The sequence below is a fragment of the Pseudoalteromonas sp. SR41-7 genome (genome assembly GCF_014163935.1).
Classification (GTDB): domain Bacteria; phylum Pseudomonadota; class Gammaproteobacteria; order Enterobacterales; family Alteromonadaceae; genus Pseudoalteromonas; species Pseudoalteromonas distincta.
On the sequence record NZ_JACJEF010000004.1, the window covers coordinates 356,577 to 382,662 of the forward strand.

Annotated in this window: 19 protein-coding genes and 9 tRNA genes; 1 reads left to right on the top strand and 27 read right to left on the bottom strand. The window is 39.9% G+C overall.

Translation table 11 applies throughout. The annotated features are described in order from the left end of the window. Nucleotides 1-8: 8 nt before the first annotated feature. Both H5092_RS07845 and radC read right to left on the bottom strand, forming a co-directional pair. Nucleotides 9-428 carry a DUF2787 family protein gene (locus H5092_RS07845; protein WP_121955339.1) on the bottom strand — a complete coding sequence of 140 codons (420 nt, stop codon included), beginning with the start codon at nt 426-428 and terminating at the stop codon, nt 9-11. Nucleotides 429-440: 12 nt separating this feature from the next. Continuing rightward, nucleotides 441-914 carry a DNA repair protein RadC gene (gene radC, locus H5092_RS07850; protein ID WP_010557264.1) on the bottom strand — a complete coding sequence of 158 codons (474 nt, stop codon included), beginning with the start codon at nt 912-914 and terminating at the stop codon, nt 441-443. Between the two features lie 125 nt (nt 915-1,039). On the opposite strand from radC, the gene H5092_RS07855 reads away from it, so the two are divergent. Next, a complete protein-coding gene (locus H5092_RS07855; RefSeq protein WP_182716143.1) occupies nt 1,040-1,228 on the top strand; it encodes an AlpA family transcriptional regulator in 189 nt (62 codons plus the stop codon). A gap of 91 nt (nt 1,229-1,319) precedes the next feature. Here H5092_RS07855 and H5092_RS07860 read toward each other — a convergent pair whose 3' ends face one another. The 25 genes from H5092_RS07860 to tolA form a co-directional block, all read right to left on the bottom strand. Continuing rightward, nucleotides 1,320-2,483: a GTPase gene (locus H5092_RS07860; RefSeq protein WP_182716142.1), complete on the bottom strand. Its 1,164-nt coding sequence runs from the start codon at nt 2,481-2,483 to the stop codon at nt 1,320-1,322. A 114-nt stretch (nt 2,484-2,597) separates the two neighbouring features. Beyond that, the gene (locus H5092_RS07865) at nt 2,598-5,621 is read right to left on the bottom strand and encodes a DEAD/DEAH box helicase (protein WP_182733263.1); all 3,024 of its coding nucleotides are present in this window, start codon (nt 5,619-5,621) and stop codon (nt 2,598-2,600) included. 56 nt (nt 5,622-5,677) lie between these two features. Continuing rightward, nucleotides 5,678-7,417 carry an EH signature domain-containing protein gene (locus H5092_RS07870; RefSeq protein WP_182733264.1) on the bottom strand — a complete coding sequence of 580 codons (1,740 nt, stop codon included), beginning with the start codon at nt 7,415-7,417 and terminating at the stop codon, nt 5,678-5,680. A 2-nt stretch (nt 7,418-7,419) separates the two neighbouring features. After that, nucleotides 7,420-8,178: an OmpA family protein gene (locus H5092_RS07875; protein WP_182733265.1), complete on the bottom strand. Its 759-nt coding sequence runs from the start codon at nt 8,176-8,178 to the stop codon at nt 7,420-7,422. 161 nt (nt 8,179-8,339) lie between these two features. Next, nucleotides 8,340-10,349, bottom strand: coding sequence for an anti-phage ZorAB system protein ZorA (gene zorA / locus H5092_RS07880; RefSeq protein WP_182733266.1), 2,010 nt, complete (start codon nt 10,347-10,349; stop codon nt 8,340-8,342). A 40-nt stretch (nt 10,350-10,389) separates the two neighbouring features. Continuing rightward, complete coding sequence (locus H5092_RS20820; protein WP_182733267.1) at nt 10,390-11,550, bottom strand: restriction endonuclease subunit S; 1,161 nt, start codon at nt 11,548-11,550, stop codon at nt 10,390-10,392. Then, a complete protein-coding gene (locus H5092_RS07890) occupies nt 11,547-13,127 on the bottom strand; it encodes a class I SAM-dependent DNA methyltransferase (RefSeq protein WP_182733268.1) in 1,581 nt (526 codons plus the stop codon). The genes H5092_RS20820 and H5092_RS07890 overlap by 4 nt, the downstream gene beginning before the upstream one ends. Nucleotides 13,128-13,184: 57 nt before the next feature. Continuing rightward, a complete protein-coding gene (locus H5092_RS07895; protein ID WP_182733269.1) occupies nt 13,185-16,628 on the bottom strand; it encodes a DEAD/DEAH box helicase family protein in 3,444 nt (1,147 codons plus the stop codon). A 70-nt stretch (nt 16,629-16,698) separates the two neighbouring features. Beyond that, nucleotides 16,699-17,835, bottom strand: a complete 1,137-nt coding sequence (csm6, locus tag H5092_RS07900; RefSeq protein ID WP_182733270.1) for a CRISPR-associated ring nuclease Csm6 — start codon at nt 17,833-17,835, stop codon at nt 16,699-16,701. A 128-nt stretch (nt 17,836-17,963) separates the two neighbouring features. Continuing rightward, on the bottom strand, nt 17,964-18,629 hold the full coding sequence (locus H5092_RS07905) for a DUF6998 domain-containing protein (protein WP_138488839.1): 666 nt from the start codon (nt 18,627-18,629) through the stop codon (nt 17,964-17,966). Between the two features lie 25 nt (nt 18,630-18,654). Continuing rightward, a complete protein-coding gene (locus tag H5092_RS07910) occupies nt 18,655-19,896 on the bottom strand; it encodes an integrase domain-containing protein (RefSeq protein WP_182733271.1) in 1,242 nt (413 codons plus the stop codon). 186 nt (nt 19,897-20,082) lie between these two features. Beyond that, nucleotides 20,083-20,172 (bottom strand) — tRNA-Ser (locus H5092_RS07915). 176 nt (nt 20,173-20,348) lie between these two features. Continuing rightward, the gene (gene nadA, locus H5092_RS07920) at nt 20,349-21,389 is read right to left on the bottom strand and encodes a quinolinate synthase NadA (RefSeq protein WP_182733272.1); all 1,041 of its coding nucleotides are present in this window, start codon (nt 21,387-21,389) and stop codon (nt 20,349-20,351) included. A gap of 141 nt (nt 21,390-21,530) precedes the next feature. Further along, nucleotides 21,531-21,606 (bottom strand) — tRNA-Lys (locus H5092_RS07925). A 63-nt stretch (nt 21,607-21,669) separates the two neighbouring features. Next, a tRNA-Lys gene (locus H5092_RS07930) sits at nt 21,670-21,745 on the bottom strand. Between the two features lie 83 nt (nt 21,746-21,828). Beyond that, nucleotides 21,829-21,904, bottom strand: a tRNA-Lys gene (locus H5092_RS07935). Between the two features lie 64 nt (nt 21,905-21,968). After that, nucleotides 21,969-22,044: transfer RNA gene (locus H5092_RS07940), tRNA-Lys, on the bottom strand. 83 nt (nt 22,045-22,127) lie between these two features. Further along, a tRNA-Lys gene (locus H5092_RS07945) sits at nt 22,128-22,203 on the bottom strand. An 85-nt stretch (nt 22,204-22,288) separates the two neighbouring features. Further along, nucleotides 22,289-22,364 (bottom strand) — tRNA-Lys (locus H5092_RS07950). A gap of 84 nt (nt 22,365-22,448) precedes the next feature. Further along, nucleotides 22,449-22,524 (bottom strand) — tRNA-Lys (locus tag H5092_RS07955). 70 nt (nt 22,525-22,594) lie between these two features. Beyond that, nucleotides 22,595-22,670 (bottom strand) — tRNA-Lys (locus H5092_RS07960). Nucleotides 22,671-22,896: 226 nt separating this feature from the next. Beyond that, the gene (ybgF, locus tag H5092_RS07965; RefSeq protein WP_033021320.1) at nt 22,897-23,646 is read right to left on the bottom strand and encodes a tol-pal system protein YbgF; all 750 of its coding nucleotides are present in this window, start codon (nt 23,644-23,646) and stop codon (nt 22,897-22,899) included. A 13-nt stretch (nt 23,647-23,659) separates the two neighbouring features. Then, complete coding sequence (gene pal, locus H5092_RS07970; RefSeq protein ID WP_024597677.1) at nt 23,660-24,202, bottom strand: peptidoglycan-associated lipoprotein Pal; 543 nt, start codon at nt 24,200-24,202, stop codon at nt 23,660-23,662. 34 nt (nt 24,203-24,236) lie between these two features. Next, nucleotides 24,237-25,595 (bottom strand): Tol-Pal system beta propeller repeat protein TolB, encoded by a 1,359-nt coding sequence (gene tolB, locus H5092_RS07975; RefSeq protein WP_182733273.1) that lies wholly within the window; start codon nt 25,593-25,595, stop codon nt 24,237-24,239. A 9-nt stretch (nt 25,596-25,604) separates the two neighbouring features. Continuing rightward, nucleotides 25,605-26,086, bottom strand: a 482-nt coding sequence (gene tolA / locus H5092_RS07980; protein WP_182733274.1) for a cell envelope integrity protein TolA, incomplete at its 5' end; no start/stop codon positions are given.

Here is a 26,086-nt window from a genome sequence, read left to right on the forward strand (position 1 = left end):
CCAACTCCTTAATCAGTTGTAATACTGACCTGGTAGCAACCCGTGTTGTAATAATCAACAAAGTTAGCCACAAACAAGGTTAAAAGGTCCTTCCCCTCTCGTTCACTCAACCAGCCCACCAGCATGTGATATACCCGCTTAATCACAAAGCACACATCAATCTCTTTTACTAATTCAGAATCAGGTCGGCCCTGGTATGAAAAATCAGTAATGTATATAAGCTCCCAACCAATACCCCGTTTTTCTAGCCTTACCTCAACAGGATGAAATCCACCGGCTTTAGCACTGTAGTCTTTATCACGAAAATTAATAGTTAGCGCCTTAGCACATCCTACCGACTCCCCAGCTTTAGCAACTGCATTAACGATCACACCAAACAATGATTCTGGCACGTTTAATCCTGGCACTTGCTTTATTTTAATAGCCATACCCTACTCCCTTTAAATTAAGCCATGCTCAGCGAATGAATAACTGGTTTCACCAATGATAATGTGATCGACTATCGAAACATCAATTAGGTTAAGCGCCTGCTGTAATTTGGTGGTAATAAGCTTGTCAGCTTGAGATGGTGTACTTACGCCTGAAGGATGATTGTGCGCAAGTATTACAGATGCTGCATTTAGCGCTAATACTTCTTTAACCACCTCTCGCGGGTATACGCTTGCTGCGTTAATAGTCCCCCTAAATAACTCTTTGTATTCGAGTATGCGGTTTTGGCTATCTAAGAACAGGACGGCAAAAACCTCATGCTCAATCAACGCCAGCTTATGCCTTAAATATTCTTCACTGTCTTTCGGACATGTTAAAGCCCCATGCCTAAATTGCTTTTGAGCGATTATGTAAGCAGCAGCTTCAAGTATTTGTTCATCACTTACTGGGTGATCGAATTCGTATAGTGACTTGTTATTTTGCATTGTTATGCCCTCTTAATGGTTTATGCAAAATAGTGATGTATATGTCTAACGCTTTTGTTTCGTCTCAGTAAAAAATTACTACCCCCGGAAAGGATATGTACTAATAACCTGACCGGAGAAATCCCATGCGTTTAATCAAATTAAAAGAAGTTTTACATATCACAGGCTTAAGCCGTTCAACTGTATATCGCTTTATGAGCGCTGGTGGATTCCCAATGAAAGTTGAGTTAGGTGGTAACTCTGTAGCCTGGGTAGAAAGTGAAGTTGAAGAATGGATAAGTGAAAAGATTGGGAAAAGAGACAATGTTATATAATTTATTGGTATTTGTGCCTTTAATTTAGCTAACCGCTAAATTAAAGGCACAAATCAATAAAAGATATTATTGGTTCTTAAGAACTTTTACATTAAATGATTTTTTTAATTAATACTTTCCAAAAGGTAGCTTGAATTAACTCCTTTTTTTCTGCCGATTTAGTTTCTGCTTTCAATTGTTCCTTAATATCATTGAAAATACTCTTCATTTGCTCTTTATCACCAAAGCCAATTTCATTTTTTAATATGTAATTCACAGCTGATAACATTGCAGCGGTAACACTAGCAGCTACAGCTGCAGCTGCAGCATCGATAACTCCTGTTGGTGGAAGAAAAGATTTTGCTATCAGAAATAAGTTCATACCAACTTGCTCAGCAGCAAATGTTCCAATGAATGAGATAGCGTTAGCTTTACCAATCATCTCACCTGTGTATAAATAACCTAATGAACCAATAGCTACCGCTTGAGCCCCAAGAATATACGCAGCACTGCCGGGAATAAATGCAGCACCTGCTGCTGTTGCTGTCGCTGTTGAAATTATTGCAAGAGCCTTTTTGCTTTTATCTTTTAATTCTTTAGCAAGTAATAAATCTTTACCTTGCTTTTCCAAAAATACCAACACGTCATCTCTAACTGTATCAATCCCTTTGAGTGTTTTTGGTCGACCATGATTATCAACCTCAATTTCAAATTCTTGACCTCTAAATATTTCTTTATCTTTAGGATCATAACCACGTGAAACTACTGGATAAATCTCCTCCTCTTTTGAAAGTCCTAATTGATCTTTCCATTGTGCTATTACACCTGATAAGTTTTCCTCAGAGAAAGTGTCTGCCTTATTAAGAACAATAAAAACTGCTGTTGATTTTTCTCGTAAATCTTCATAGTGTTTCTTCTGAGATTTATCAGCAGAGCCTGACAATACTAAAATACCAATATCCACACCATCATCTAGCATTTTTATAGTTTCAGCTGAATTTTCACTAACAATATCATCTAATCCAGGTGTATCAGCTATAGAGATGTTTTCTCCTAACTTTTCAAATTTTACTTCTGTAGTCTCACCTGATTTTGCGTTTACACTGAATAAAGGATCTGTCATTTCACGGTCAAAGAAGGCATTTAAAAAAGAGCTTTTACCTGCGCTCACCTTACCTAAAACCAGTACATTCAATGTTGAATCAAGTTTAGTTTTAAAATCATTAAACATTTCATCAACTTTCGCATTCAAATCTTTTTCATTATAATTTTCCATATTTACTCCATTTTATTTAAATTACTATTTTCTTAAATGAATAATAGCGCTTTATATTTACCTTTTTAGATCACAAGCTTGCAAAGTAGCAGCTCACTCTAATACCACTTAACTTCATAACCCCATTGACGACATCAGTTCATGTTCACTCACAACTTCAGGCGTTACTACCGCATCTCTTAGCATGGTTTTCTTTGCGAGTAGTTTGTCTAGGTTCACATCAAACGAATCATATTCTGGGTGTAAAAGGCAGGGTAAGTGAATAAACACAGGCTTTTTTTGACCAATACGATAAACACGATCTGTAGCTTGCGCTTCTTTTGCGGGGTTCCAGTGGCGTTCTAAGTGAACTACATGGTTTGCACCAACAACCGTTAAGCCAACACCTGCCGCTACAGGCGACATAATTATAATGTTAAAGCCTTCTTCTGCTTCAAAGTCAGTGATCATCCCTTTACGAGATAGCTGATCTTTTTTTGTAGCAATCGCTTTGCTGTCTCCGTTAATAACATGAATGTTTAGCTCATAAATTTTGTCTAAGCATATTTTAAGAACAGCCTGAAGCTTTTTAGTCGTCGCAAAAATAATTACTTTCTCTTGTTTGTTTTTTATATCTGACAATATATCTAACAACATACGCAACTTTTCAGACTCTTGTAAATTACGCTGTGCCTCTTTGGCATTATTAGGTGGCTGTTTAAAAACCTCATCAAGCCTTGGATGCAAACTAACAGCTCTTAATTGCTGTAGTACTGTTAAAGCATGGCCGCCGCCCTGCTCTTTTGCTTTCTCCTTTCTATAATCTTCAACAATTTGGTTGTAGCCAAGCAACTGACCTCCGGTCATATTACGAGCTAACTCTGGAGCAAATGCCATATTGTCAGCCAAGTCTTTATGAATACCTGTTTTTATTGTTTTAGTAGGCATTCCGGTTAGCTCGTCTTCCTTGGTTCGGCGTAACATAAACTGCCCAGCAGCATTACGTAAATCGTTACCAACTTCTAAACGCACCTCTGCTTTTTCTTCCTCATTAGCACTACTTATTGGCTTAATCCAGCGCTCTCTAAAATAGCCCCAATCGCCTAATAGCCCTGGTTGCGCTGTATCCATTAAACACCAAAACTCGCTTAAACTATTTTCAACAGGAGTACCTGTAGCTAGTAATTTAAAATCAGCTTTTAGTGCTTTAGCTGCACGTGTTGCTTGAGTATTTGGGTTTTTAATATTTTGAGCTTCATCAAATATTACAATTCCCCAGTCAATAACACATAATGAAAACTGATAGTCTCGGAGTGTTTGGTAGGTAGTAATAACAACACGTCTATCCATATCTAAACGCTTTGTTGCTGCATCAGCCCCTACATGCAAAGCGTAACGAATAGATTTATGATCAGCATGCGAATCATTCATTACCGTCGCAAGCTGCATAGACTCTCGCTCAGCCCCTTGAACTTTAAACTCTTTCAAATCCCTTGATGACTGCAGGACTTTAATATCTCTAAATGGTGAATCTTTAAAAGTAGCTTCAACCTCTTGTTCCCAGTTTTCCAATAAACTAAGTGGAGCGACTATTAATATGGGCTTTTCGGATTTATTGCTTTGCTGCTGCATCGACAAGTACTCAGCCAGCATAACTAACGTCATATAGGTTTTACCAAGCCCCATATCATCGGCTAGTAAAGCCCCCTGTACTCTATACATATCATCATGGTTATCTAATTGAGCTGACTTAAGTAACGACATCATCCAGCTAATGCCAGACTCTTGATGAGGGAAAGGTGTTCGCGCTAAATTAGTTCTGTCAAAACTAATAGATCGGTCTAACTGCGCAACTTTATTTACAATGTCTTGATTATGTTCTTCCGCATCTTTTAGTAACAAAGAAACTTGCTCTTTACGAACCTGAGTATCTTCAACTTCAGGTGTATCTGAGTCATTAGAAGGGTTTGCTAAATTTTCTCTTACCTCTGCGAGTGTTTCACTAACGCGCTGCTCATCGCGTATGTCAATTAACTCATCATCAACAACAACACTATCTGCATTTTGCCCTTTAGCTTGCTGGTAACTTTGCTCAAACGATACAACATCTTCCTCGCATTCAAGCAACTTAACTAAGCGCTCTGGTGGCTCACTGTCTGTATTTGTCGAAAACCAGCCATTACTGCCATCGCTGTCTTGACCAAAAGGAATGTGTACCATTTTGCCAATACCAGCAACTCTGAGAGAAAATCCAAGATCGAGGTTTAAAATAGATGCATCTAAAAAAGCTGAAGGGGTTTTAATAAATTCTGCGACTTTGTGTGCAGGAATGGTTCTATTTTGCAGTACTTCTTTAACAGCTTGTTTTTTATCGTCAGTAAGTAAAACAATGCGATCTTTTATTCGCATTACTTGCCCGTCGCCCTGTAACTGAGCTAAGCGATTTTGTAAGTCTTCAGATGATGATCCATCACCAAAGCTTGGGCTAAGCTCTAGGCTACCATCAACCTGTTGATTTGCTGTTACTGTAATTTGTTGTGGTTGTACTAAATCAAATTTATCAAAATGTTTTAAATCTAGTTTTAACCCATCTTTGACTGCTTGCTGTAACTTAGCAACTGCCAACACATTATTTAGCTCAGTGCGGTCATCGGGCGTAAGCGACGAATGTTTTTCTACGGCTAAAACAGCATTAAGCTGCTCTGGCGTCATTAAATATTGTGTTTGCTCACTAAAAAAAAGTATCGGTCCTTTTCTTTTTACTGGATATTTTTGCTGCTCAAATTTTGCAAACAACTGCAGCGAAAAGCTACTTTTAGTTGTTCTACCTTGAATATCAACGTCAAAGTCGTTATTAAAAAAAGGCGGTAACCCTAAAACGTCTGCATCTTCTGGGTCTAATAAACATGCTTGCTCACTATCAAGCCTAAAGCCATTAGGTAGTGTTTCAGCAATATGTCTTTCTTCAAGCATTTTAAGTACTACATGCTGAATAAGCTGACGACTTGCACCCTCACCTTTGTTTAGGCAATGAAATGTAGCTTCATTAGTGGCAAAATTAACGCCATACGAGTCATATACTAAGGAGTATTTATCGTCCGCTAAATGACTATTTTTATTATTAGGCAAAAGCCCTTTTATCAAACTAACAAGTGACATGTATTTTTAAATCCCTTTTTAATATTCCTAAAGTTCATGCTTTTCTCTGAAGTGGGCTACAGCGAACGGCTCCATAACTCTTCAGAGTTTAAGGTGACCCTGCCTTTTGTACGTAAAGAGTAAAGTGCAAAATTTACCTGGTGAACACTTTTGCGAAGCTCAAACTCCTGCGCTAAGATATTAGTAATTGAGTTACTATTTATAGGTTGATGTACATCTAGTACATGCAAAATTAAAGACTCCAGCGATTGAGTGGCTTCCGTTTTTGCTTCTACTTCTACTTCTATTTCTACTTTTTCTTTACTTCCTAAAACAGGTAATCCATACCGACTTATATATCTTCTGTATTCGTCTTTATAAAACAGTTTTTCTAAATCGAGTTCAATACCGTTTTGAGTTAAAAACTCTATGGCCCTGTTTTGCCAAGTTGTAGGTGAGTGAGTTATATCCTTAAAATTACCATTAGGATAAAGTTCTCTAAAATCTTTAGGAAAGCGATGTATTAAATCGGAGCGGGTAAATTCACTGAGTGAATAATCTATTAGCTTTTCACTAGGTAGGCCCATATAAACCCAAAGTTTAAACTCATGTGAACCTTCTACTATGTGGAAGTCTCCACAATCTAGATAAATAATAGAAGTGTGAGTTTCTTGAGATCCACTTAAATTTATATAATTTATTTTAAGGTCATTCCCCAATACAGTCTTTACTGTCTTCGCAGCATTAGTACCGAGCATTAAGCGGGTATTACGCACAAATCCATGTTCATAAAGCCCTTCTAAAAAACGCTTACGTGCGGGGAACATTCTATTTAACGCTTCATCACCGGTGTAATTTGCGTACTCTTCAATAGCGCCTAAAAATAACCGCAAGTCTTCTCTAGCAAGCCAGCTTGTTACTGCTTTTACTCTACTCTCACCAATGGGCTTCCACCACTGGCGGTAATTTGTAGCTGTATTAGCAATACGCGGATCGCCAGCTAAATTCAGTACAAAGTTTTGCCATATTTCACTGGGTGCACCAGCAGAGCGGTCAATAATAATTTCAAGCGCTATGTGCCCTATTCGTTTACCTTCTTCAAAAGGCATAGTGGCAACATCGTGCTTTAAAAGCTCATGCAGCACATCATGTTGCTCACCAACGGGAATTTCTTTCAGTGTATCCAGGTAATATTGCGCGTGGCAAATATCTAAAAAACGCCCTTGCGGCAGCTCGTTTAAGCGTAGTTTTTTTAATTGTTCGCTTAAGTCTAAGTGGTTTTGTTTGGCAAGGTTAACCAAAGCCTTAGGAGCGGTTAAATCAAACAGCCATTTAGCCTGATTAAGCACAGACAAAATTGTGTCGCTTGTATTTTTGCGATCTTTTAAACGTTGCTCTATTTGCTGGTTAAGCCACTGCGTTAATCGATTAAAAATATTGCCATCAACCAGTGCATCAAAATAACGATAAACTAACGAAATTAAATTCATTAACGACGACATACCAAGTTTGGGATGTTTAGCTTGAATGTAATCTATTGTTTCTTCGTTTAATGAGCCTTTTCTTACCTCTTCTTTATCAATCCATAACTGAGTTAAAACACGCACACCTTTGCGTTTAAGTAGTGTGTTTTTTAATTGTGTAATATCTCTGCTTAATACACATTGCCTAACCTGTTGCTCAAGGGCTTTAAATTCTTCACCTTGCCCTGCACCGTCGGCAATTTTCTTTGTTTGTAAAGTCAGGCTATTCCACTGCTGTGAAAATCGCTCCCAGCTAAATTCTGAAAGCTGAGGAATAGGAGGTAAAAGCAACATAATTAAGGCATCTCCAAACGGCTTCTCACCGTTTCATATTCCGCACTAGTAGGCCTGCGAATTGTAAAGCGTATGTCTATTCTTCTGTTAGACCTAAAATCACTTTCTGTTAGCTCTTCAACTACCATTCTTCGTGTTGCCGCATAGCCGCTAACCGAAAAAAGCTTGTTGCCATCTTTATTTTTAATAGCCGCTAAATTATGTTGGTCTGGTAGTAACTTACTCCAAAGCTCCCACAGCGAAATCGCCCTAAAGGTCGATAAGCCCCAATTACCTTTACCCAGCATACCGTTAAAGTTTTTACTGTCGGTGTGCCCTTCAATAAAAATAGTATCAAGAAATTGCTCACGGTTTTCTTTATTTATAACCTCAGCAAGTACCTCACCAATTTCAAGTGCAGTGCCTTCAAACTCTGGGCTTATATTAAACGCTGCGCTATCAAACCCTAAAATATCGTTAGGAATACTTAATACAGTTTTATTTTCACTAACCGTGACTTGTATGCCTCGTTTTCGCAGTAAATCAGCCGCCTCATCTAAAATTGTTTTACGTACTTCTTCGGCTTTGTGCAGCATTTCTAGCTCTTGAGTAAATGCTTGTTGCTTATTTTCAAGCTCTTGTTTGGCTTCTATCAGCTCAACCATCAACACAACAGATGCTAAAACAAATAAAATAAGTAAGCCCGACAAAATATCCGAAAACGACATCCAATAAGGGTTTTCTTCGTCAACACTTACTTGGTTGCTTCTAAATACTCGCATTAGCTACGCTCCAATTCATCCACTAAATTAGTAATTGTGCGTACTGTTCTAAGCATTTGGTCGCTAAATTCACGAGTTGTGGTATTCCAGGTTTCCATACGCTCTTTAACTTGCGTATTTACTTCTGATGAATAGCTACGTAACCACTCATTCGTTTGCTTTTAAATATCAGCTACTTGCTTAGCTAAGGTATTACTTAGCCCTTCAAAAGATGCCTCAACACCACTTATAAACTCAATTTGATGTGTTTTCATTTCGCTAAAGCCGCTTTGAGCTAATTTTGCCGTACTACCAAACTGCTCTGTTGTAGCAACAAGCGACGTTTCAAGCCCTCTTAGCACTTTAGCTTGCTCAATTACGTGATTTGCTAATGCATCGTTCTGAGCAGAAATACCTTTAATTGTGTCGGTCATATCACCTAAGCGCGTATCAAACAGCTCCGTTGCTTTTAATAAATTGCCCGATAACACCCCAATTTGGTTTGCGCTATTACTCAGGTTTTGGCTACTTGTAGCAGATGACTCCGCAACCGTTTTAAGCTCCCCTATAACCTCTTTATGCTGTGTAATAACCGAGTCCATATGTGTTTGCGTACGTTTTACAGCATCAGTCATCGAGGTTAGCATTTGGTCTTGTTGTGCTAGCCACTTATCTAACTGCGTTTGTAATTGCTCACGATATTCTGAGTCACGCTTAGCCGCTTCAAGCTGTTGGCTGTTAATTAATGAACCAAACGTTTCTTCAAGCGTCTTTTGGCGCTGCTCAGTGCTTTGCATAAAGCTTTGTAAACTTGTTTCAAGGCCACTAGTAAACGCCAGTTGCTGCGCCGTTGTTTTTTCGTTTTGGCTAGAAAGCTCATTAACAAATCCACGGTTCGATTCGCCCATCGCGCTTTGTACTTCAGCCATAGAGTCAGAAAGCTTATTAAGCGTTTTCGATTGCTCAGTTAACCAACCACCTAATACCGACTGTAAATTATCTACATGGTTTGCTTCACGTGTTGCTTGCGATTCCTGTTGCGATTCAATAGCCGTAAATAACTTTTGCTCCATAAGCTGTTGGCGTTCTTCGCTTTTGCTAAGCATCGCTTCGAGTTGCTGGTTAAATTGCGATGATGCCCCCGCTTGTTGCTGGGCCATTAGCTCAGCTTGATTACTACTTTGTTCAAGCACTGCACTCATTTGCGCGCTCAGGCTACTTACTGCCTCATGCATTTGTTCAGTCGACTTTTGTATAAGCTCGCCTTGGCCTCTGCCCGCCGCTTGCATGCTCTCCGTAAAGTTACTAATTAAATGCTCCAGCACGCCGCTGGTTTGTTGGCTGGCATTACTGACTAACGACTGCATAGCAGGTGCCATTACATTGTTAAGTGCGTTAGTAAAAGCATCTTGCATGCTGTCACTCACACCCGAAATCGTCTCCTGTAATTTATTACCAATTCGCTCATGCAATTCCTTTAAAGCCTCACTGCTATCACTGGTATTTTTAGAAATATCAACAAGTGATTTTTCAGCAGGCAGACGCGGGTATAAAAAATCAATGCGGTGCTGTACAGCAGTAATATTTCGTATGATTAAACGCTCTGCTATTTTTTCAATAAAGTTGAGCAGTAAGCTTAAACCTACCCCCCATACAGAAGTAACAAAAGCAAAAGCAGCACCACTCATCATGCTGTTTATGCCAACTTTTAATACTTCTATGTCCTCACTGCCAATATTAATGTCGCGCAGGCCCATGGTTAAGCCCATAAAGGTACCTAACACACCAATTGCAGTCAAAAATGAAGGGGTGGCCGCTAATAATCGGTTAGATGTAAGGCCTGCAGACAGGGTTTTATGGTTAAAAAAGTGCTCCGCGTCCAAGGTATTATAAACACGTTGTAAGCGGTCGTCTTTTACTAAACTTTCACCGAATTCATGCCACAGGCTGTGCACTATTTTAGATTTTGACGCTTTAGCACGCTCGCTAATAGCCAAGCTATTATCATAAAGCGTGGTAATAGATTCACCATTAATAATGTGCCTAACTTGCTTTACTCGACTATTGCTCTTAACCGTAAGTATAATAATCGAGATAAAAGCAACAATAAACACGGCTATTAATGCAAGCCAAAACGATACCCCTAATACAGATTGCGGTATCAACCAATGCGATGGCATAAAATCCAACATATTTACTACTCCCTTAGTTTATTGGGTATTACTTAATTCTTTATAACTCGCCTGCGAAGGCTTTTTGGCTTAGTGAGTTAAAAAGGTCATCAATCTCATTCATTTCACCTTTTTCAAGTGAAGATGTAACTTTATCTTTAATTTCGATAAACTTATCCTGTAACGCGATTGTTGGATAGGGAAATTCAAGCTTATCTAAAATCCCTGTATTCATGTGTGTAAATGCTCCATCTGGCCCAGTTTTTAGTCTTCCAACTCGTCCTTTACAGTAATTCATCAAGTTTACAAAATACTCAGGTCTTAACTTCTCACCAAAGCGCACTCTAATTAAATTAGTGCTAATAATAGAATGCTCTGATTTAGAACGAACAACTCCCATTTTTCCGACAGTACCTGCCCTCGAAATGATAACATCCCCATCATCGACAGAATAAGCTTCCAAATCAGAATACTTACTCTCTGTAATCCACAATCTAGGCGAATCTGTAAACTTTCCGTTTAGAGATATGTTATCCATATTCCATACAGGCACACCATCTTCAACATATTCATACTTTTTTAAAGCACTGCCAAATGGTCCACATTTTGTACCACTTTTAGGATTAATATAAAAATTAGATAAAATGCTAAGTGGGAAGCCCTTCGGGTTGGTGACAGGATCGCCGAACATGTCTAGGAATACGCTGCGTAGGAAGTCGTCGGCGAGTTTGATGGCTTGTTGGCGTTTGCGGCGGATGGCATCGGCTTTATCTAAAATCGCAGCAATACGCTTTTGCTCGTCCAGTGGTGGTAGAGGGATTTCCCAATCACTTATAATCACTCTACTAACTTGTTTAAAAGTTGAACCTGTTCCTTTTGAGGCTAGTTGCTCTTTATTCGCTGTAATGAAATACCATAGATAATTCTTATCCAAATTTGCTTTAGGTCTTAAGCCTGCAACACCTCGCCCTAAACAATACTCGTCGTTACTCCAATTCAAATCACCAATTGTGGCTCGAATGCACAGTATTAAATCTTCTTTCTTAGAAAGCTTTGAAGCGGCAGTTGTAAATTTTTTTGGCTTTGGCGTCAATTCTCCAAAATCACCCGCACCAGCAATAAGTGCATGGCCTTCACCTTTTTCATTATAAGAACTACCAACGGGCGCTTGACCCATAATTATTTCACAACATTCAAAGAGCTTAACTAAAGGCCAACTCACAGCATGCCCTCCAGCTCTTTCAAATCAGCCAGTATTTCATTCTCTAAGCTCACTAGTTTGCCTAGTATCTCTTTTGGCGGATCGAAGCTTTCTTCTTCGTAGACCACTTCTTTATAGCGGTTGATTGAAAGGTCGTATTTATTGCTGGCTATGTCGTCTTTACTTACCCAAAACGACTTTTGAGTTTTATCATTGCTATCGCTTGTTGCCTGAGCTTTATCGCGAGCTTTAAATTCGCTGATTAAGCTTGGTAAATCGTTTGCTTTTATTGGCGTGCGCTTGTCATCCAGCGAAAAACCGTCGGCTTGTACGTCGTAAAACCATACATGATCAGTGCTGCCGGCTTTGGTAAATATAAGTATGGCGGTTGAAACGCCGGCGTAGGGTTTAAACACGCCACTTGGTAGTGAAATTACGGCTTCTAGCTGGTTGTTATCTACCAGCATTTGGCGCAGTTGTACGTGCGCTTTTGATGAGCCAAATAATACGCCGTCGGGCACGATAGTCGCAGATTGCCCGCCTACTTTTAACATGCGCTCAATAAGGGCTACAAACAGCAGCTCAGTTTTTTTAGTTTTTACTTTGCGTAATAACTCGGGGCACACGTCTTCTTCGTCTAGGCTGCCTTTAAATGGCGGGTTGGCGAGTATAATGTCGTAGCCTTCTTTAGCCTTTTGCGGGTAGTGCTCTTTAAAGTTTTGGCTTAGGGTATCTTGATAATGAATGCCCGGCTGTTTAATGCCGTGCATTACTAGGTTCATGGCGGCTACGCGTAGCATGGTGGCGTCAAAGTCAAAGCCGTTGAACATGTTTGTATCTATATGGGTGCGCTGCTCTGGGGTAATTAAATCACCTGAGTAAAGACAGTTTTCAAGCGGTTTGCCGCTGTCATCAAGCTGTATATTGCCATTTACGTCAAGCACGGGTTCGCGCTCGATGCCCTCTGCTGATGTGTATTTTTGTAATAGGTATTCGTAACTTACCGATAAAAAGCCACCGGTGCCGGTTGATGGGTCACAAATTTGGCTGGTGGTGCTTGGGTCCATCATTTCGACCATAGCGCGTATAATATGGCGCGGCGTTCTAAACTGACCGTTAATGCCTGCGGTGGTGAGTTTACTTAATAGATATTCGTACAAATCGCCTTTGGTGTCTGAGTTTTCAAGCGGTAGGTCGTTTACCATTTCAACCGCTTTTACCAATAAGCTTTGCTTTTGAATCATTAATTGCGCGTCTTTCATAAACTCATTAAATACCGCGCCTTCTGGCGATACGTCGTCTGAGGTTTTTGAAAAAAACGGGAATAGCTCATCTTTAACCAGTTTGTATAACTCTTCGGCCCCTAAATGGCGCAAGTTTTGCCAACGAATATGTTGCTCGGCGTCGCTAAAGCGGCGGTTAAATGGCTGCTTAGTACGGGCACTTCGTTTTTCGTCGGCTTGCTCGTTCATGTCGAGCATGCGGGCGTACATTAAAAAAGTAATTTGCTCTACTACGGTAAGCGGGTTAGTAATGCCGCCTGTCCAAAATTCTTCCCATAGTTTGTCGATTTTACTTTTTAAAGGTCCGGTTATCATTAATGTGTATCCTAGTTAGTGCTGCTAAAGCACGTAGTAAATTACGCGCTTATAAAATTAAAGGTGTATTTGCTTTTCAACGCTTTGGGCTTTGCTGCCAAGCTTTACGTCAAACTGCTTAATAAACTGCTCAATTACATCGGCTTGTTGCTGGCTAAATACGCCGTCGAGCCCCATATCGTGTATTTGTGTAAAGGGCGCATCGTAAAGCTGAGCTATTTCAATTGCGCCGTGGCGAATCAGGTGGTTTTTTAACATACCAATAAAGCGCTGTTGTTTAGCATTTACATGGGTGTGTATTTGCTGCACAAAGGTAGTAAAGCTCTGTTCTATGGCGTTTTTGTTCATGCCGACTATGGTACGCAATATTTTGTCGAGCGTCGCGGTTGATTCGGGAAAAAACTCTTTTAATGTGTTTAAATCAACACTTGGGTTTTGCGTATGCACTAACGAGCTTAATTGCGCTAAGTCGGCCTCGGTTACTTGTTCACCATTGCGAATTTTTTTAAGTACGCTGTCTGTCTCAAATAACGGGGTGAGTGTTTTTTCTACCTCTTGGCGGTATATTTGATAATCAATAGAGACTATTTTTGTAAGCCTATCAGCTTCGTGTATTTGGTTGGTGTCTTCTTTTATATCGAGTATAAAGTCACTTTTTGGCGGTGTTATGTCTTTATTACGCAGGTGTATAATACTGCGTAAATTAATGCGGCTTTGCTCAAGCGCTGCATGGGTTAAATACTGCCAATATTGCTCGGTTTGTATTTCTGCTATTGCAGGTGCTTTGCTACGCACTTCGTTCAAGTGCATTTGTAGCGATTCAACTTTGTTCATTACATTTTGTTTAGCTAAATCAATTTGGCTTTCATCGGTAATTAACAGCGTTTGAATGGTGGTTAGCTCAGAATCAAATTTATAGGCTTCACTTTGCCCCATAATATTACGCCATTGCATAAGCGGCGCTACTTCTTCTAGCAACGTTTGTACATCATCAGGAATAAACTGATTAAGGCGTTTTAGGTCTTTAAAGGTTTCGACCACTTGCCAGTTGTCGCGCACCGATATTGATTCCATTGGCAGTAAGCAAATATCGTCGTGAATTAATTTTATTGTTTGATCAAACACATCCATATTGGCTTTTTTAAGGGCGGTTTGTGCAAGGGTTACCCGCGCTTCAAATAGCTTTTGCAGTAACGATTTAGCTTGTTTTACGTCTTCTTCTTCTGGATTTTCATCAAAGTATTCAAAATTTGCCCAGTGGTCGAATATTAAAAAGTGAGTTTTGTGCTTACCTGGGCCATATAGGTTTTCGCATAAGCGTGTGCCACGGCCAATCATTTGCCAAAATTTTACTTTTGATTTTATGGGTTTGGCAAATACAAGGTTTACACATTCTGGTACGTCTATGCCGGTGTCGAGCATATCGACCGATACAGCTATGCGTACGCTGTTTTCGTCGCTTGATTTAAAGTCGTCTATTAGCTCTTCAGCACGTTCGTACTTTGAGTGAATTACGCGGCAAAAATTAGCACCATGCTGCGGGTAAAGCTCGCTAAACAGCTGCGCCATTAATTCGGCGTGGGCTATGTTACGGGCAAATACTATTGTTTTACCAGGTAGTTGGCCGTCTTTGTCCCGCAGGCCTTTTTCCATTAGGTTACGTAGTATTAGCCTGTTGGTGTCTTTATTTTTAATGGCTTCGTCTATTTGTTTTGCATCAAAGTCGAGCTCGTTCGGATCAATCCCTTGCTCTTCTAGTTGGGCTATTTGCTCATCAGTTAGGTTGTCTTTTTTAATGCCTTCGCGTAAAAACTGCGTGGTGTAACTTACAATTTTGTAAGGAACTAAGTTGCCTTGTTCTATGGCGTCTTCAAGCGGGTAATTGGCTGTTGGCATTTTGTAATCACAGCTAAATAAATCACAGGTTGAGCGCGATACCATTTCTACCGGCGTGGCGGTTAAGCCCACTTCTAGCGCGTCAAAGTATTTAAAAATATCGCCATAAATATTGTAAATTGAACGGTGCGATTCATCGGCTACTATTAGGTCAAAGTGACCTACGTCGTACTTGTTCATTATACGCAGCATGCCTGGGTAGGTTGCTATAAATACACGCGCACTCGCTGCGGTGTTTTTAGCGCTTTTGCCTACAATGTGTACTGGTTCGTTGGTAAATTCGGTAAAGGCATTACCCGCTTGTTTACGTAGCTCTTTTCGGTCACATAAAAATAATACGCGCTTAGCCCAACCTGCATCGAGCAGCCGTTTTGCAAGGGCGATAGATACGCGTGTTTTACCTGTGCCGGTTGCTTGCACAATAAGCGCTTTGCGGTGTTTGTCGCTAAAACGCTCACACACACGAGTTATGGTTTCCATTTGATACAAACGCCCTGCTACTGCGGTGTCTATTGGCGTGGTGTTTAGCTCTTTTTTAAGCGTGCGTTGCTTTATTAAGTACTGCAGGGAATCTTTTGAGTAGTAACCGTATAAACCTCGGCTGTTATAACCTTGCGCGTCGTCTAGAATTTTTATATCCCAACCGTTCGAGTAAAAAATAACGGGCCGTTGCCCAAATTGCTTTTCGAGCGCGTTGGCATAAAGCGTTGCTTGCTGGCGGCCTTTTTCGATATTTTCGCGGGTACGTTTGGCTTCTATTACAGCAAGTGGCTTTCCGTCGTCATCCCATAATACGTAATCAACATAGCCTATACCTGTTGTTGTAGGTTGATCTGTTACTTTTACTTCTTTGCCAACGTCTTCTGTTGATTTGTCGTCAAGTGCTACATTCCAACCTGCATTACGCAGGTCTAAGTCGATAATACGCTTACGGGTTTCATCTTCGTTAAAGTTAAAACTTGAGTTAACAATTTGCTCATTTCGCGTTTTAACCTGGTTAAGCTTTTCTGCATCAATAGTTTGTTTTAGTTTTGCTGTTTGCTGCTGGGCTTGTTTTTGTGCAAGCTCTGCGGCTTCTAGTTCGTCAAGTGCGCGTTTTAAACGGGCTTGATTTTCGGCTAGCTGCTGAGTGAGTTGCTTGTTCTTTTTAGCAAACTGGGCATCACTTTGATTAGTTGGCTGTGTTTGCTCAGGTGCTTTAAACTCTGGGCATTCTTGTTGCGTTCCATTGGCATAAGCCATAAACAAATAAGAGGCTACAAAGTAGCTTTCTTTTAATATCCAAATAGCTTGTTGTTGATCTACTTTGCCCTCATGCGCGGCTTGGTTGCCGCTTTTACGAATGGCATGGAGCTTATCGGTAATTAAACGCGGGACTGCACTGGTAAAGTCGTCAGCGGTGAGCTTATCGAAAATATTAGACGTTGGTAAAACAGGTAAGCGAAGTTCTTTATATAAGTAGCCTACTACTTTTTCGGCAAAGCAACGCAGCTTAACCAGTGAGCTTTGTGGATCGGTAATCGCATATTCTTCTGCAAAAGCGGCTAACTGGTGTAGCTCTGGCCACTTAGATTGAATGTGTTCAAAGTTCATTGATTGCTTCATTCCTGATTACTTCCTTATCAACTAATTTACCATGCGTTATTATTTTTATGCGTTTGCAAGCTTGCGAATATTAAGCCGTTATATTTATTTTTATATTATGTGTTACTGCACTTAACCAGTAGCTTGTTTCAAAGCTTTGGTTATTGGAGTCAATCGCTATTTTTTTAGCAAGCTCGTTGGGTAACGCCTTATTTATTTTACTCTTTATGCGGCTGCAAGTTTGCTGCACAAAGGTTTTTTCCATTACCTTTAAATTACTGTGAAAACCATCTCTAAAATCTTCGGGCTCTATGCCAAACGTATCGCGGAATATACGTAAATCACTACTATTTTGCTGTAAAAGCATGAGATATTCTTTGCTGTAACGCAAAGACTCTTCAAAATTACGACCCACAACTAGCTTTTTATGTTCACTTTGGCTGTATTGGTTTAACCATAAATAAAAGGCGGTTTCTTTTGCGGTAAGTTTAATTTCGATACCTGCAAAGGTGAGCGTTTTTGCTTTTGCGTTTACTTCAAGGGTTAAATCTTTTTTATGAGCTGAGTTTAAGCTTGCTACTGTTTGACTAAACGATGCACTTTGCATATTTGCAATGAGGGTTTCGTCGATAGATTGGCGCATTCGTACAAAGGGTATTTCGGCAAGGGTTACCTTTGCATTAATACAGTTTACTTGCGTGCCATTTTTACCATCAATAATGTGGTCGTAAGGTGTTGGGTAGTAAAAGTCTCTAACAAATTCAAATTCGTTATTCACAAATACATGACTGAGCGAATCTTGCTCACGGCCTAATAATGACATGGCATAGCCTAAATAAAACGCCATTGTTTTACGTCCACCCGCAATCGATGCATGAATACTAATATCGTTTTTATTGGTAAGTTCAAACACTTTACGCGTAATAAAGTCTGCCATGTAGGTTTGTTCTATTTCAGATTTAGCATCATTAATAGGTTGGCCTTTGTCATCTTCTATTAGCCATATGTTTTCATCGGGAAGTTTAATGTTGGGAAGTTTATAATCTGCTATTAGTTTAGCTAAATGACCTTGCTCAAATAATCCATTAGTAAGCATTGGCTTTGTGCTTTTTGTAGTAATAACAAAAATCTCTTCGGGAATAGGCTTACCCTGCTGATAAAGTGCAAAAAGAGTTTCGGTTAATACTTGTGGGCTTGCACCAGTAACTATTAGTAGTACATTCTTCATCAACGATCCTTTTGTATGAGGAATCTGCATAATACATAAATTACATAGTTAATGAAACTTGTTTAAGCTCAGTGAATTAGAGGCCTAATTACTTAGCTTTAAACTACTGTGTATAAACAACGATAGCTTTAATTTAATAACTCTTTAATCAACACAGAACCTAATTGCCGTGTATTAAATGGATTTCCGTTGCCATTTAATATTGAAACCCCTAACTCTTTAGCAATATCACGTAAGTAAGGCTTACTTGGTGTTACAAGCTCGTCATTTAAAAACACCTCTATGGTCCCGTTTTCAAGCTCTACCAATTTGTAGTTATTCCATGTTGCTTCTTTTACGTTTAGTAATATACGTGGTTTAAATGGTGGATTTATTAACTTGCTCATTGTAATACAGCTTTTACCCGTTGCTACATCACTCATTAGTAATCTAGCTTGCTCAACTGGCAGGTCTAACAAAGTTTCAACTTGCATTTCATCTGTATTGATTCTTAAAATAATTATGCGATCGACCAAGCCTAAGGTATTAGTGTTAAAGCTAATATGGCCGCCTGTATGCATCCTACCTGTTGTTTTAACTGATATACGCTCGCCTGTGCTTGATACTACATCATACCCCGCTTGGTTAACCTCTGTTGCCATACGTCCATTCGTTATAAGTGCAGCGTAGAGCTCCCCTATTCTACCGGTTAAATGTCTTAGCTCTGTTGCAGGCACATCCCAGCTTAACTCCCTTTCTAGCCAGCTCATTGCCTCACCAAGTGATTGAATGATTTGCATTTGTGTTAAAGCCATTTTATATCCTTATTTTTATTCTCTTCTAACCAACTTTTAAAAGGTGCTTATGCCCTGTTACCGACAGTGTACCCTGAGATGCTTTGCTTATATGGTCGCTCCACCAATTCATTAGCTCTCTGCGTTTTTCTATGTATTCAGCTCTATTATAAGCAGAACGAACTTGGTTTTTATCTACATGCGCAAGTGCGGCTTCTATCACATCTGGGTTAAACTCATGCTCATTTAATGTTGTACTTCCAAGCGAACGTAAGCCATGACTTACTAACCTACCTTCAAACCCCATACGTTTTAGAGCCATATTAGCTGTTTCATTGTTGATATGATTTCTGGGGTTTCTGTCTGACGGAAAAACAAACTCTCTGTGCCCTGAAATTGGTTTTATTGCCTCCAATAACTCTAAAGCCTGTTTTGATAAAGGAATGACATGCTCTCTGCGTTTTTTCATGCGTTCAGGGGGTATAGTCCAAAGTTTATTACCAAAATCGATTTCATCCCATCGAGTACCGGCAGCTTCACCAGGGCGCGTAAGTGTATGTAACTGCCATTCAATTAAAAAACGAGTTACGCGCTTAATTGATGCTATAGCAAGTGTTTGCATTAATTCAGGCAGCTCCTCTGGTTTTAACGAAGGCATGTTTTGTTTTTGCGGCTTTTTGAAAACCTCACTAATCCCTGCAAGTGGATTAGCATTAATGTAACCACTATTAACTGCGTGTATCATGATCTTTCTTAAATACAGGCATAGCCGCTTAACTGTCTCTAAGGTTCCTTTTGCTTCTATGGGTTTTAAAATCTTAATCACTTGTGGTGCATTAATTTTACCAATGGGGTATTTGCCAATAACCGATAAAATATGCTTGTTTAACGATCGCCAAATATCTTCACCATAGTCTTTGGTTAAACTTTGTTTTTTAACCTCAAACCACTCTAAAGCGACTTTATTTAGCGTTAACTCTTCTTGTGCTCGTTTAAAAGCTAAGGTTTCGTCTCTATGTTCTTTAGGGTCAGTCCCTAGAGCAACCAACTCCCTGGCTTCTTGCGCTAGCTTTCTAGCGTTAACAATAGATATATCGGGATACTTACCTAACCCCATGTTAATACGCTTTTTTGTAATTGGATGATAGTAGTTAAAGTTCCAGAGCTTAGAACCACTCTTTCTAACTTTTACTTGTAGGCCATTACCATCAGATAAAATAAGATCTTTATCCTCTGTTTTTGCTTTTTTGAGCGCTGTATCGGTAAGTTGCTTCGCTGATCTTGCCATAAAAAATGAACCCTACTCCAATTTAGTATTCTTTATTATGGCAGTTTATTAAAGGAATACCATATTAGATACTAAAGCTTTGAGCTTGGGTGAAACAGGATGGGACGAGGTAACACGCTAAGTTATTGATTTTATTTTATTGAAGGCACAAAAAAGGACGTCCTGAGACGTCCTGATATTGAATAATGGTGGAGGGAGAGGGATTCGAACCCTCGTTAGGGATAAACCTAAACACACTTTCCAGGCGTGCGCCTTCAGCCACTCAGCCATCCCTCCACGGTGCTGCAATTGTGTAATGCAACAGCGCGCTATAGTATGAAATAGACCCTTAAGGTGCAAGGCATTTTTAAATTTGGGCCTTTAAATGCTTACTAATCAAGCAACACTTACCTATAGGCACAAAAAAACGGCTAAATCTAAGACTTAACCGTTTTTAATTTATACTCTAAAAGTTACTTAGCCATGCTCGCAGTAAACTCAAGCATGCGATTTAAGGATTTAAGAGCGCCTTCGCGTAAATCCATATCAACGAATACTTCTTTGCCTTTAGGACTTATGAGGGCTTCTTCAATCGCTTTTAAGCCATTCATTGCCATCCAAGGGCAATGTGCGCAACTTTTACATGAAGCGCCCTCACCTGCCGTAGGAGCCGCAAAAAACTCTTTATCTGGACATAGTTGCTGCATTTTATAAAAGATGCCGCGATCGGTTGCTACAATAAACTTTTTATTGTCCATTGTTTGCGCAGCTTTAATTAATTGGCTCGTAGATCCAACCGAATCGGCAAGTGCAACAATTTCTGCTGGTGACTCAGGATGAACTAATACGCCTGCATCTGGGTGTAGCGCCTTCATATCTTTTAAGGCTTTAGTTTTAAATTCGTCATGTACGATACATGCACCATTCCACATAAGCATATCAGCACCGGTATTTTTTTGAATATAGCTACCAAGGTGCTTATCTGGGCCCCAAATGATTTTTTCGCCTTGCTCATCAAGGTGCTCTACTATTTCAAGTGCACATGATGAAGTTACAATCCAATCTGCACGTGCTTTAACAGCCGTAGAGGTGTTTGCATATACAACAACTTTACGATCTGGGTGCTGATCGCAAAACGCAGAGAACTCGTCTATCGGGCAGCCAATATCTAGCGAACACGTCGCTTCAAGTGTTGGCATTACAACCGTTTTATTTGGCGTTAAAATTTTGGCTGTTTCGCCCATAAATTTCACGCCTGCGACGATGATCATATCTGCATCATGACGTGCACCAAAACGCGCCATTTCTAGCGAGTCGGCAACGCAGCCGCCAGTTTCTTCAGCAAGTGCTTGAATTTCAGGATCGGTATAATAATGTGCAACAAGTACTGCATTTTTATCTTTTAGTAATTGTTTTATACGCGCTTTATATTCGCCTTGCTCGTCATTTGTTAACGGTGCTGGCTTAGGGGGGAAAATATAACCTTCAGGCATAATAGTTTGAGCTAGACTCATGTTCTCGACCACTTATCTACAGTGCATTAATTAGGGCGAATTATACGAGAATATAAACACAAATAACAGCAAACTAGTAAAGCTGTTTATAAAAAATAGAATGGGAATTTAAAAAAGAATATAAAGGAAAGTATTAGAGAGTGGTGGGTCATGATGGATTTGAACCATCGACCAATTGATTAAAAGTCAACTGCTCTACCAACTGAGCTAATGACCCGCTCTAATATAAATCTGCTTTGAAAAAAGCTACGTAAATCCGCCGATTAAAACTTTCATAGAATGGTGGGTTATGATGGATTTGAACCATCGACCAATTGATTAAAAGTCAACTGCTCTACCAACTGAGCTAATAACCCGCTCTATGCACTTATCCAATTAAGAATGAAGCTTACGTAAATCCGCCGATTGATGCCATACACTATTCACAAGGAATAAAGAATGGTGGGTCATGATGGATTTGAACCATCGACCAATTGATTAAAAGTCAACTGCTCTACCAACTGAGCTAATGACCCGCTCATGCGCTTATTCATTTTGAATAAACTTACGTAAATCCGCCGATTAAAACTACTCATAGAATGGTGGGTTATGATGGATTTGAACCATCGACCAATTGATTAAAAGTCAACTGCTCTACCAACTGAGCTAATAACCCGCTCTATGCACTTATTCAATTATGAATGAAGCTTACGTAAATCCGCCGATTGATGCCAAACGCTATTCACGAGGAATAAAGAATGGTGGGTTATGATGGATTTGAACCATCGACCAATTGATTAAAAGTCAACTGCTCTACCAACTGAGCTAATAACCCGCTCTATTGTTGCGTTTAAATGCAACCAACTACTTTACGTAAATCCGCCGATTGGAACCAGTCATTATTCACAAGGAATAAAGAATGGTGGGTTATGATGGATTTGAACCATCGACCAATTGATTAAAAGTCAACTGCTCTACCAACTGAGCTAATAACCCATTCCAGTTGCTAACTTATTACTAAGTTAAAGCTTACGTAAATCCGCCGATTGATGCCAAACCGTATTCACAAGGAATAAAGAATGGTGGGTCATGATGGATTTGAACCATCGACCAATTGATTAAAAGTCAACTGCTCTACCAACTGAGCTAATGACCCGCTCTGACGTTGCGTTTTATAACAACTTAGTATTGTACGTAAATCCGCCGATAAAAGACCATTCAAAGAATGGTGGGTTATGATGGATTTGAACCATCGACCAATTGATTAAAAGTCAACTGCTCTACCAACTGAGCTAATAACCCGCTCTTTTTGTCGCATTTCGAGTGGGGTAACCATTCGTTTGCTGCGGGCGCTTATAATACTTATTTATAAAATGAGTGCAACCGAAATTGTCTCTTTTTTTAAGTTTTTATGTCTAGATGCACAAAATTAAACCGTTTGTGCTCAAACTACATGCAAATCCAAGATTCTTCGAGAGTTTCCATGTAGTTTGCTCGCCTTAACTAGAAATTTAATCGCTGGTGAACTTTAGTTTCCCAAACGATCAGTTGCTAGTTTTGCAGCGGTAGTACTTGGGTATTGATTGATAAGATCGCTCAATATTTTTTGTGCTTGCGCCGCTGAACCTTGATCTTGTAAAAGTGTGCCTAACTTTAGCATTGCATCAGGGCGTTTATTAGAATTTGGAAATTCGTTAACAACCACTTTAAAATGCTCCACCGCTTTTACGCCATCATTTTTAATAGTAAGCAACTGCCCTAACCAATAATGCGCGTTAGACGCATATACAGAGTTTGGATAGGTAGTTAAAAACGTTTGAAATTCAGGAATCGCTTGATCATAACGTTTATCTTTCATTATTAACGCAACAGCACGCTCGTACGCTTCATTTTCAGATAAGTCACTGCTGTAGCTCTGTGCATCGTTTGGCTGCGCCTGATCGACTACTGGAGCTGCTGTTGGCTGTGTATAAGCCTGGCTAACGCGGTTTTCGATTTCTTGGTACAACTCACGCTGACGCTGCAGTACTTTTTCAAGCTTGTAGCTTTGCTCTTCTGTTACACCTCGAATTTGGCTTACTTCGTCTTGTAATAAGTTGAGCTGTTGTTGTAACTCTACTTGCAAAAAGTTACGCGACTGCATCATATTTTCAAGTGACGCTAATCGCTTCTCAATACTTGATTGTGAACTCGCAGCTTCTGAAACAGGAGCGGGAGCAGCCATTAACTGGGTGCTCCCGCTCAATATCATGGCTGCCAAAATAATTTTCGGCTTCATAATATCTCTTATCTTAGTAAACTAGTACCGCACGGCGGTTTTTAGCGAAAGCTGATTCAGTGCGAGACTTAACCATTGGCTTCTCTTCACCGTAGCTTACCACTGACATTTGGCTAGCTGAAACACCTAAGCTTAATAAGTATTTTTCAACTGCTTGGCCACGGTGCTCACCTAGTGCAATATTGTACTCTGGAGTACCGCGTTCATCTGCGTGGCCTTCAATTAGTACTTTAACTGATGAGTTTTGAACTAAAAACTCAGCATGTGCACGAAGTAAATCAGCGTATTTGCCTTCAACTGTCGCTTTATCAAAATCAAAGTAGATTACTTGCTCTTGGCGAAGTGCTTCGTACTTTTGACGAAGTTGCTCTTCTGCTTGTTGCTCAGGAGAGATTGTAGCTACTTCAACTGTATCAGTGTTAGTTGATTGCTCAACAACGCCTTGATTTGATTGGTTTGCAGCACCTTCATCAATATCTGAAGATGAGCTACAAGCTGCTAATGTCATTACTGGCACAGCAATTAGCAGGCCTTTAAGTATTTTGTTAAGTTGCATTGAGTAGATTCCTATTTTGAGTAAACCAGTAATATTACTGTAAGTATGGCGACCAAGCTGGTGCCTTTACTTGTCCGTCTAGCACAGGTAACCGTGCTTTAAAGCGGCCGTCCATCGATACTAGCGCAAGTACCTGTTTATTATTATGGAGCGTGCTGTATATAATCATCGAACCATTTGGCGCTATGCTCGGTGATTCATCTAGGCGTGTTCTCGTTAATACTTGAAACGCACCTGTAGCCAGCTCTTTCTTAGCAAGATGGTACTGCCCGTTGGTACGGTTAACCATCACTAATTCTTTTCCATCTGGTGTTATAGAACCAGCAAGGTTCATATCACCATCAAAGGTGAGTCGTTGTGACCTACCTGTTTTTAAATTTAACTTATAAATCTGAGCATTACCACCCCTTTCAGATGTAAACACAATATCTTGGCCATTAGGGTACCAAGATGGCTCAGTATCTATGCTACGATGATTTGTTAAGCGTGTTTCTTTACGTGTAGCAAGGTCAAGCATGTAAACTTCTGTCGCACCCGTCTTATCCTTAGAAAGCACTAATAATAGCTTTTTACCATCTGGCGAAAACTGCGGTGCACCATTAATACCACGGTAGCTTGCTATTATTTCACGCTTACCTGTGTATATATCTTGAATGTAAATTTGGCTTTGACGGTTTTCAAACGTTACATACGCTAGTTTAGTACCATTTGGTGACCATGCTGGCGACATTAATGGTTCTTTTGAACGAAGTAATACCTGTTCGTTAAAACCATCGTAATCAGCAACGACTAGTTGATAAGGTTTAGGCTCGTTATCACGTACTATTACATATGCAATTTTAGTTAAAAACGCGCCCTTTTCACCCGTTAGCTTTTCATAAATAACATCACTAATGCGGTGTGAATAACGACGAAAACCACTCTCGCCAATAACACTTTCACGCGCTTCTAAAATATGATCTTGGCTTTTAACTAACTTACCGTTACTCATCATTTGCGTATTGCCACCGGTAATTTGGCCGCGAATCACATCAACTAACTCATAACGAACTAAATAACGCCCATCAGTTTGTTGTTCAACCTCACCAACAAGAACAGCTTCAACACCTTTATTAACCCAAGACGCATAATCAATTTCGCCATCTTTACTTGGCTGTTGCGGCATTTGCGCCACATCAACAGGTTTAAACTTACCACTGCGCATTAAATCGGCAGCAATAACACCACTTAGCTTTTCAGGAATTGGACCAACACCTTGGTATTTAAAAGGTACAATGGCAATAGGCCTTGCACCGTCTACACCTTCTGTTATTACAATTTCAAGCGCTGCATTAGCAACACCCGTAAACCCAAACAGTAAAACTAAATAGGCTATTTTTATTTTGTTGAACATATCATTCCTTTAAAATTCTGGCTTGATTGTTAAATTAATATTCTTAAGTTTTTCGAATACGTCTTTATCTTTAGATACCGGTAATGTGTCAGCCATGCGCACTGCTCTTAATGCAGCTTCACATACTAACTTGTCGCCACCTAATGATTTAACTTGCGTTACTAAACCATTAAAGCCCAAACGAATATTAACTCGGCACTGTTGGTTTTTCATTTTTTCATCAATCAGTAAGTTTTGCTGAATACGCGCCATAATTAATGCACGGTACTTATCAACTTCGCTCACCACTTGTTGCTGACGTATTTTACTACGGGCAGCCTGCTCTTTGGCAAGTTGCTCTTGTAACATTTGCTCTTGCATTGCTTGCTGGCGTTTACGTTCGGCTTCAGCAGCACGCTCTTTTGCTTCCTCTTCACGCTTTTTGCGCTCAGCTTCTGCTTTTTTAAGCGCTTCTTCTTCAGCTTTGCGTTTGTCAGCTGCTGCTTTTGCTG

Coding starts and splice junctions, on each gene's coding strand:
- H5092_RS07845 (WP_121955339.1), bottom strand. CDS start 428: ATGGCTATTAAAATAAAGCAAGTGCCAGGATTAAACGTGCCAGAATCA.
- radC (WP_010557264.1), bottom strand. CDS start 914: ATGCAAAATAACAAGTCACTATACGAATTCGATCACCCAGTAAGTGAT.
- H5092_RS07855 (WP_182716143.1), top strand. CDS start 1,040: ATGCGTTTAATCAAATTAAAAGAAGTTTTACATATCACAGGCTTAAGC.
- H5092_RS07860 (WP_182716142.1), bottom strand. CDS start 2,483: ATGGAAAATTATAATGAAAAAGATTTGAATGCGAAAGTTGATGAAATG.
- H5092_RS07865 (WP_182733263.1), bottom strand. CDS start 5,621: ATGTCACTTGTTAGTTTGATAAAAGGGCTTTTGCCTAATAATAAAAAT.
- H5092_RS07870 (WP_182733264.1), bottom strand. CDS start 7,417: ATGTTGCTTTTACCTCCTATTCCTCAGCTTTCAGAATTTAGCTGGGAG.
- H5092_RS07875 (WP_182733265.1), bottom strand. CDS start 8,178: ATGCGAGTATTTAGAAGCAACCAAGTAAGTGTTGACGAAGAAAACCCT.
- zorA (WP_182733266.1), bottom strand. CDS start 10,349: ATGTTGGATTTTATGCCATCGCATTGGTTGATACCGCAATCTGTATTA.
- H5092_RS07890 (WP_182733268.1), bottom strand. CDS start 13,127: ATGATAACCGGACCTTTAAAAAGTAAAATCGACAAACTATGGGAAGAA.
- H5092_RS07895 (WP_182733269.1), bottom strand. CDS start 16,628: ATGAAGCAATCAATGAACTTTGAACACATTCAATCTAAGTGGCCAGAG.
- csm6 (WP_182733270.1), bottom strand. CDS start 17,835: ATGAAGAATGTACTACTAATAGTTACTGGTGCAAGCCCACAAGTATTA.
- H5092_RS07905 (WP_138488839.1), bottom strand. CDS start 18,629: ATGGCTTTAACACAAATGCAAATCATTCAATCACTTGGTGAGGCAATG.
- H5092_RS07910 (WP_182733271.1), bottom strand. CDS start 19,896: ATGGCAAGATCAGCGAAGCAACTTACCGATACAGCGCTCAAAAAAGCA.
- nadA (WP_182733272.1), bottom strand. CDS start 21,389: ATGAGTCTAGCTCAAACTATTATGCCTGAAGGTTATATTTTCCCCCCT.
- ybgF (WP_033021320.1), bottom strand. CDS start 23,646: ATGAAGCCGAAAATTATTTTGGCAGCCATGATATTGAGCGGGAGCACC.
- pal (WP_024597677.1), bottom strand. CDS start 24,202: ATGCAACTTAACAAAATACTTAAAGGCCTGCTAATTGCTGTGCCAGTA.
- tolB (WP_182733273.1), bottom strand. CDS start 25,595: ATGTTCAACAAAATAAAAATAGCCTATTTAGTTTTACTGTTTGGGTTT.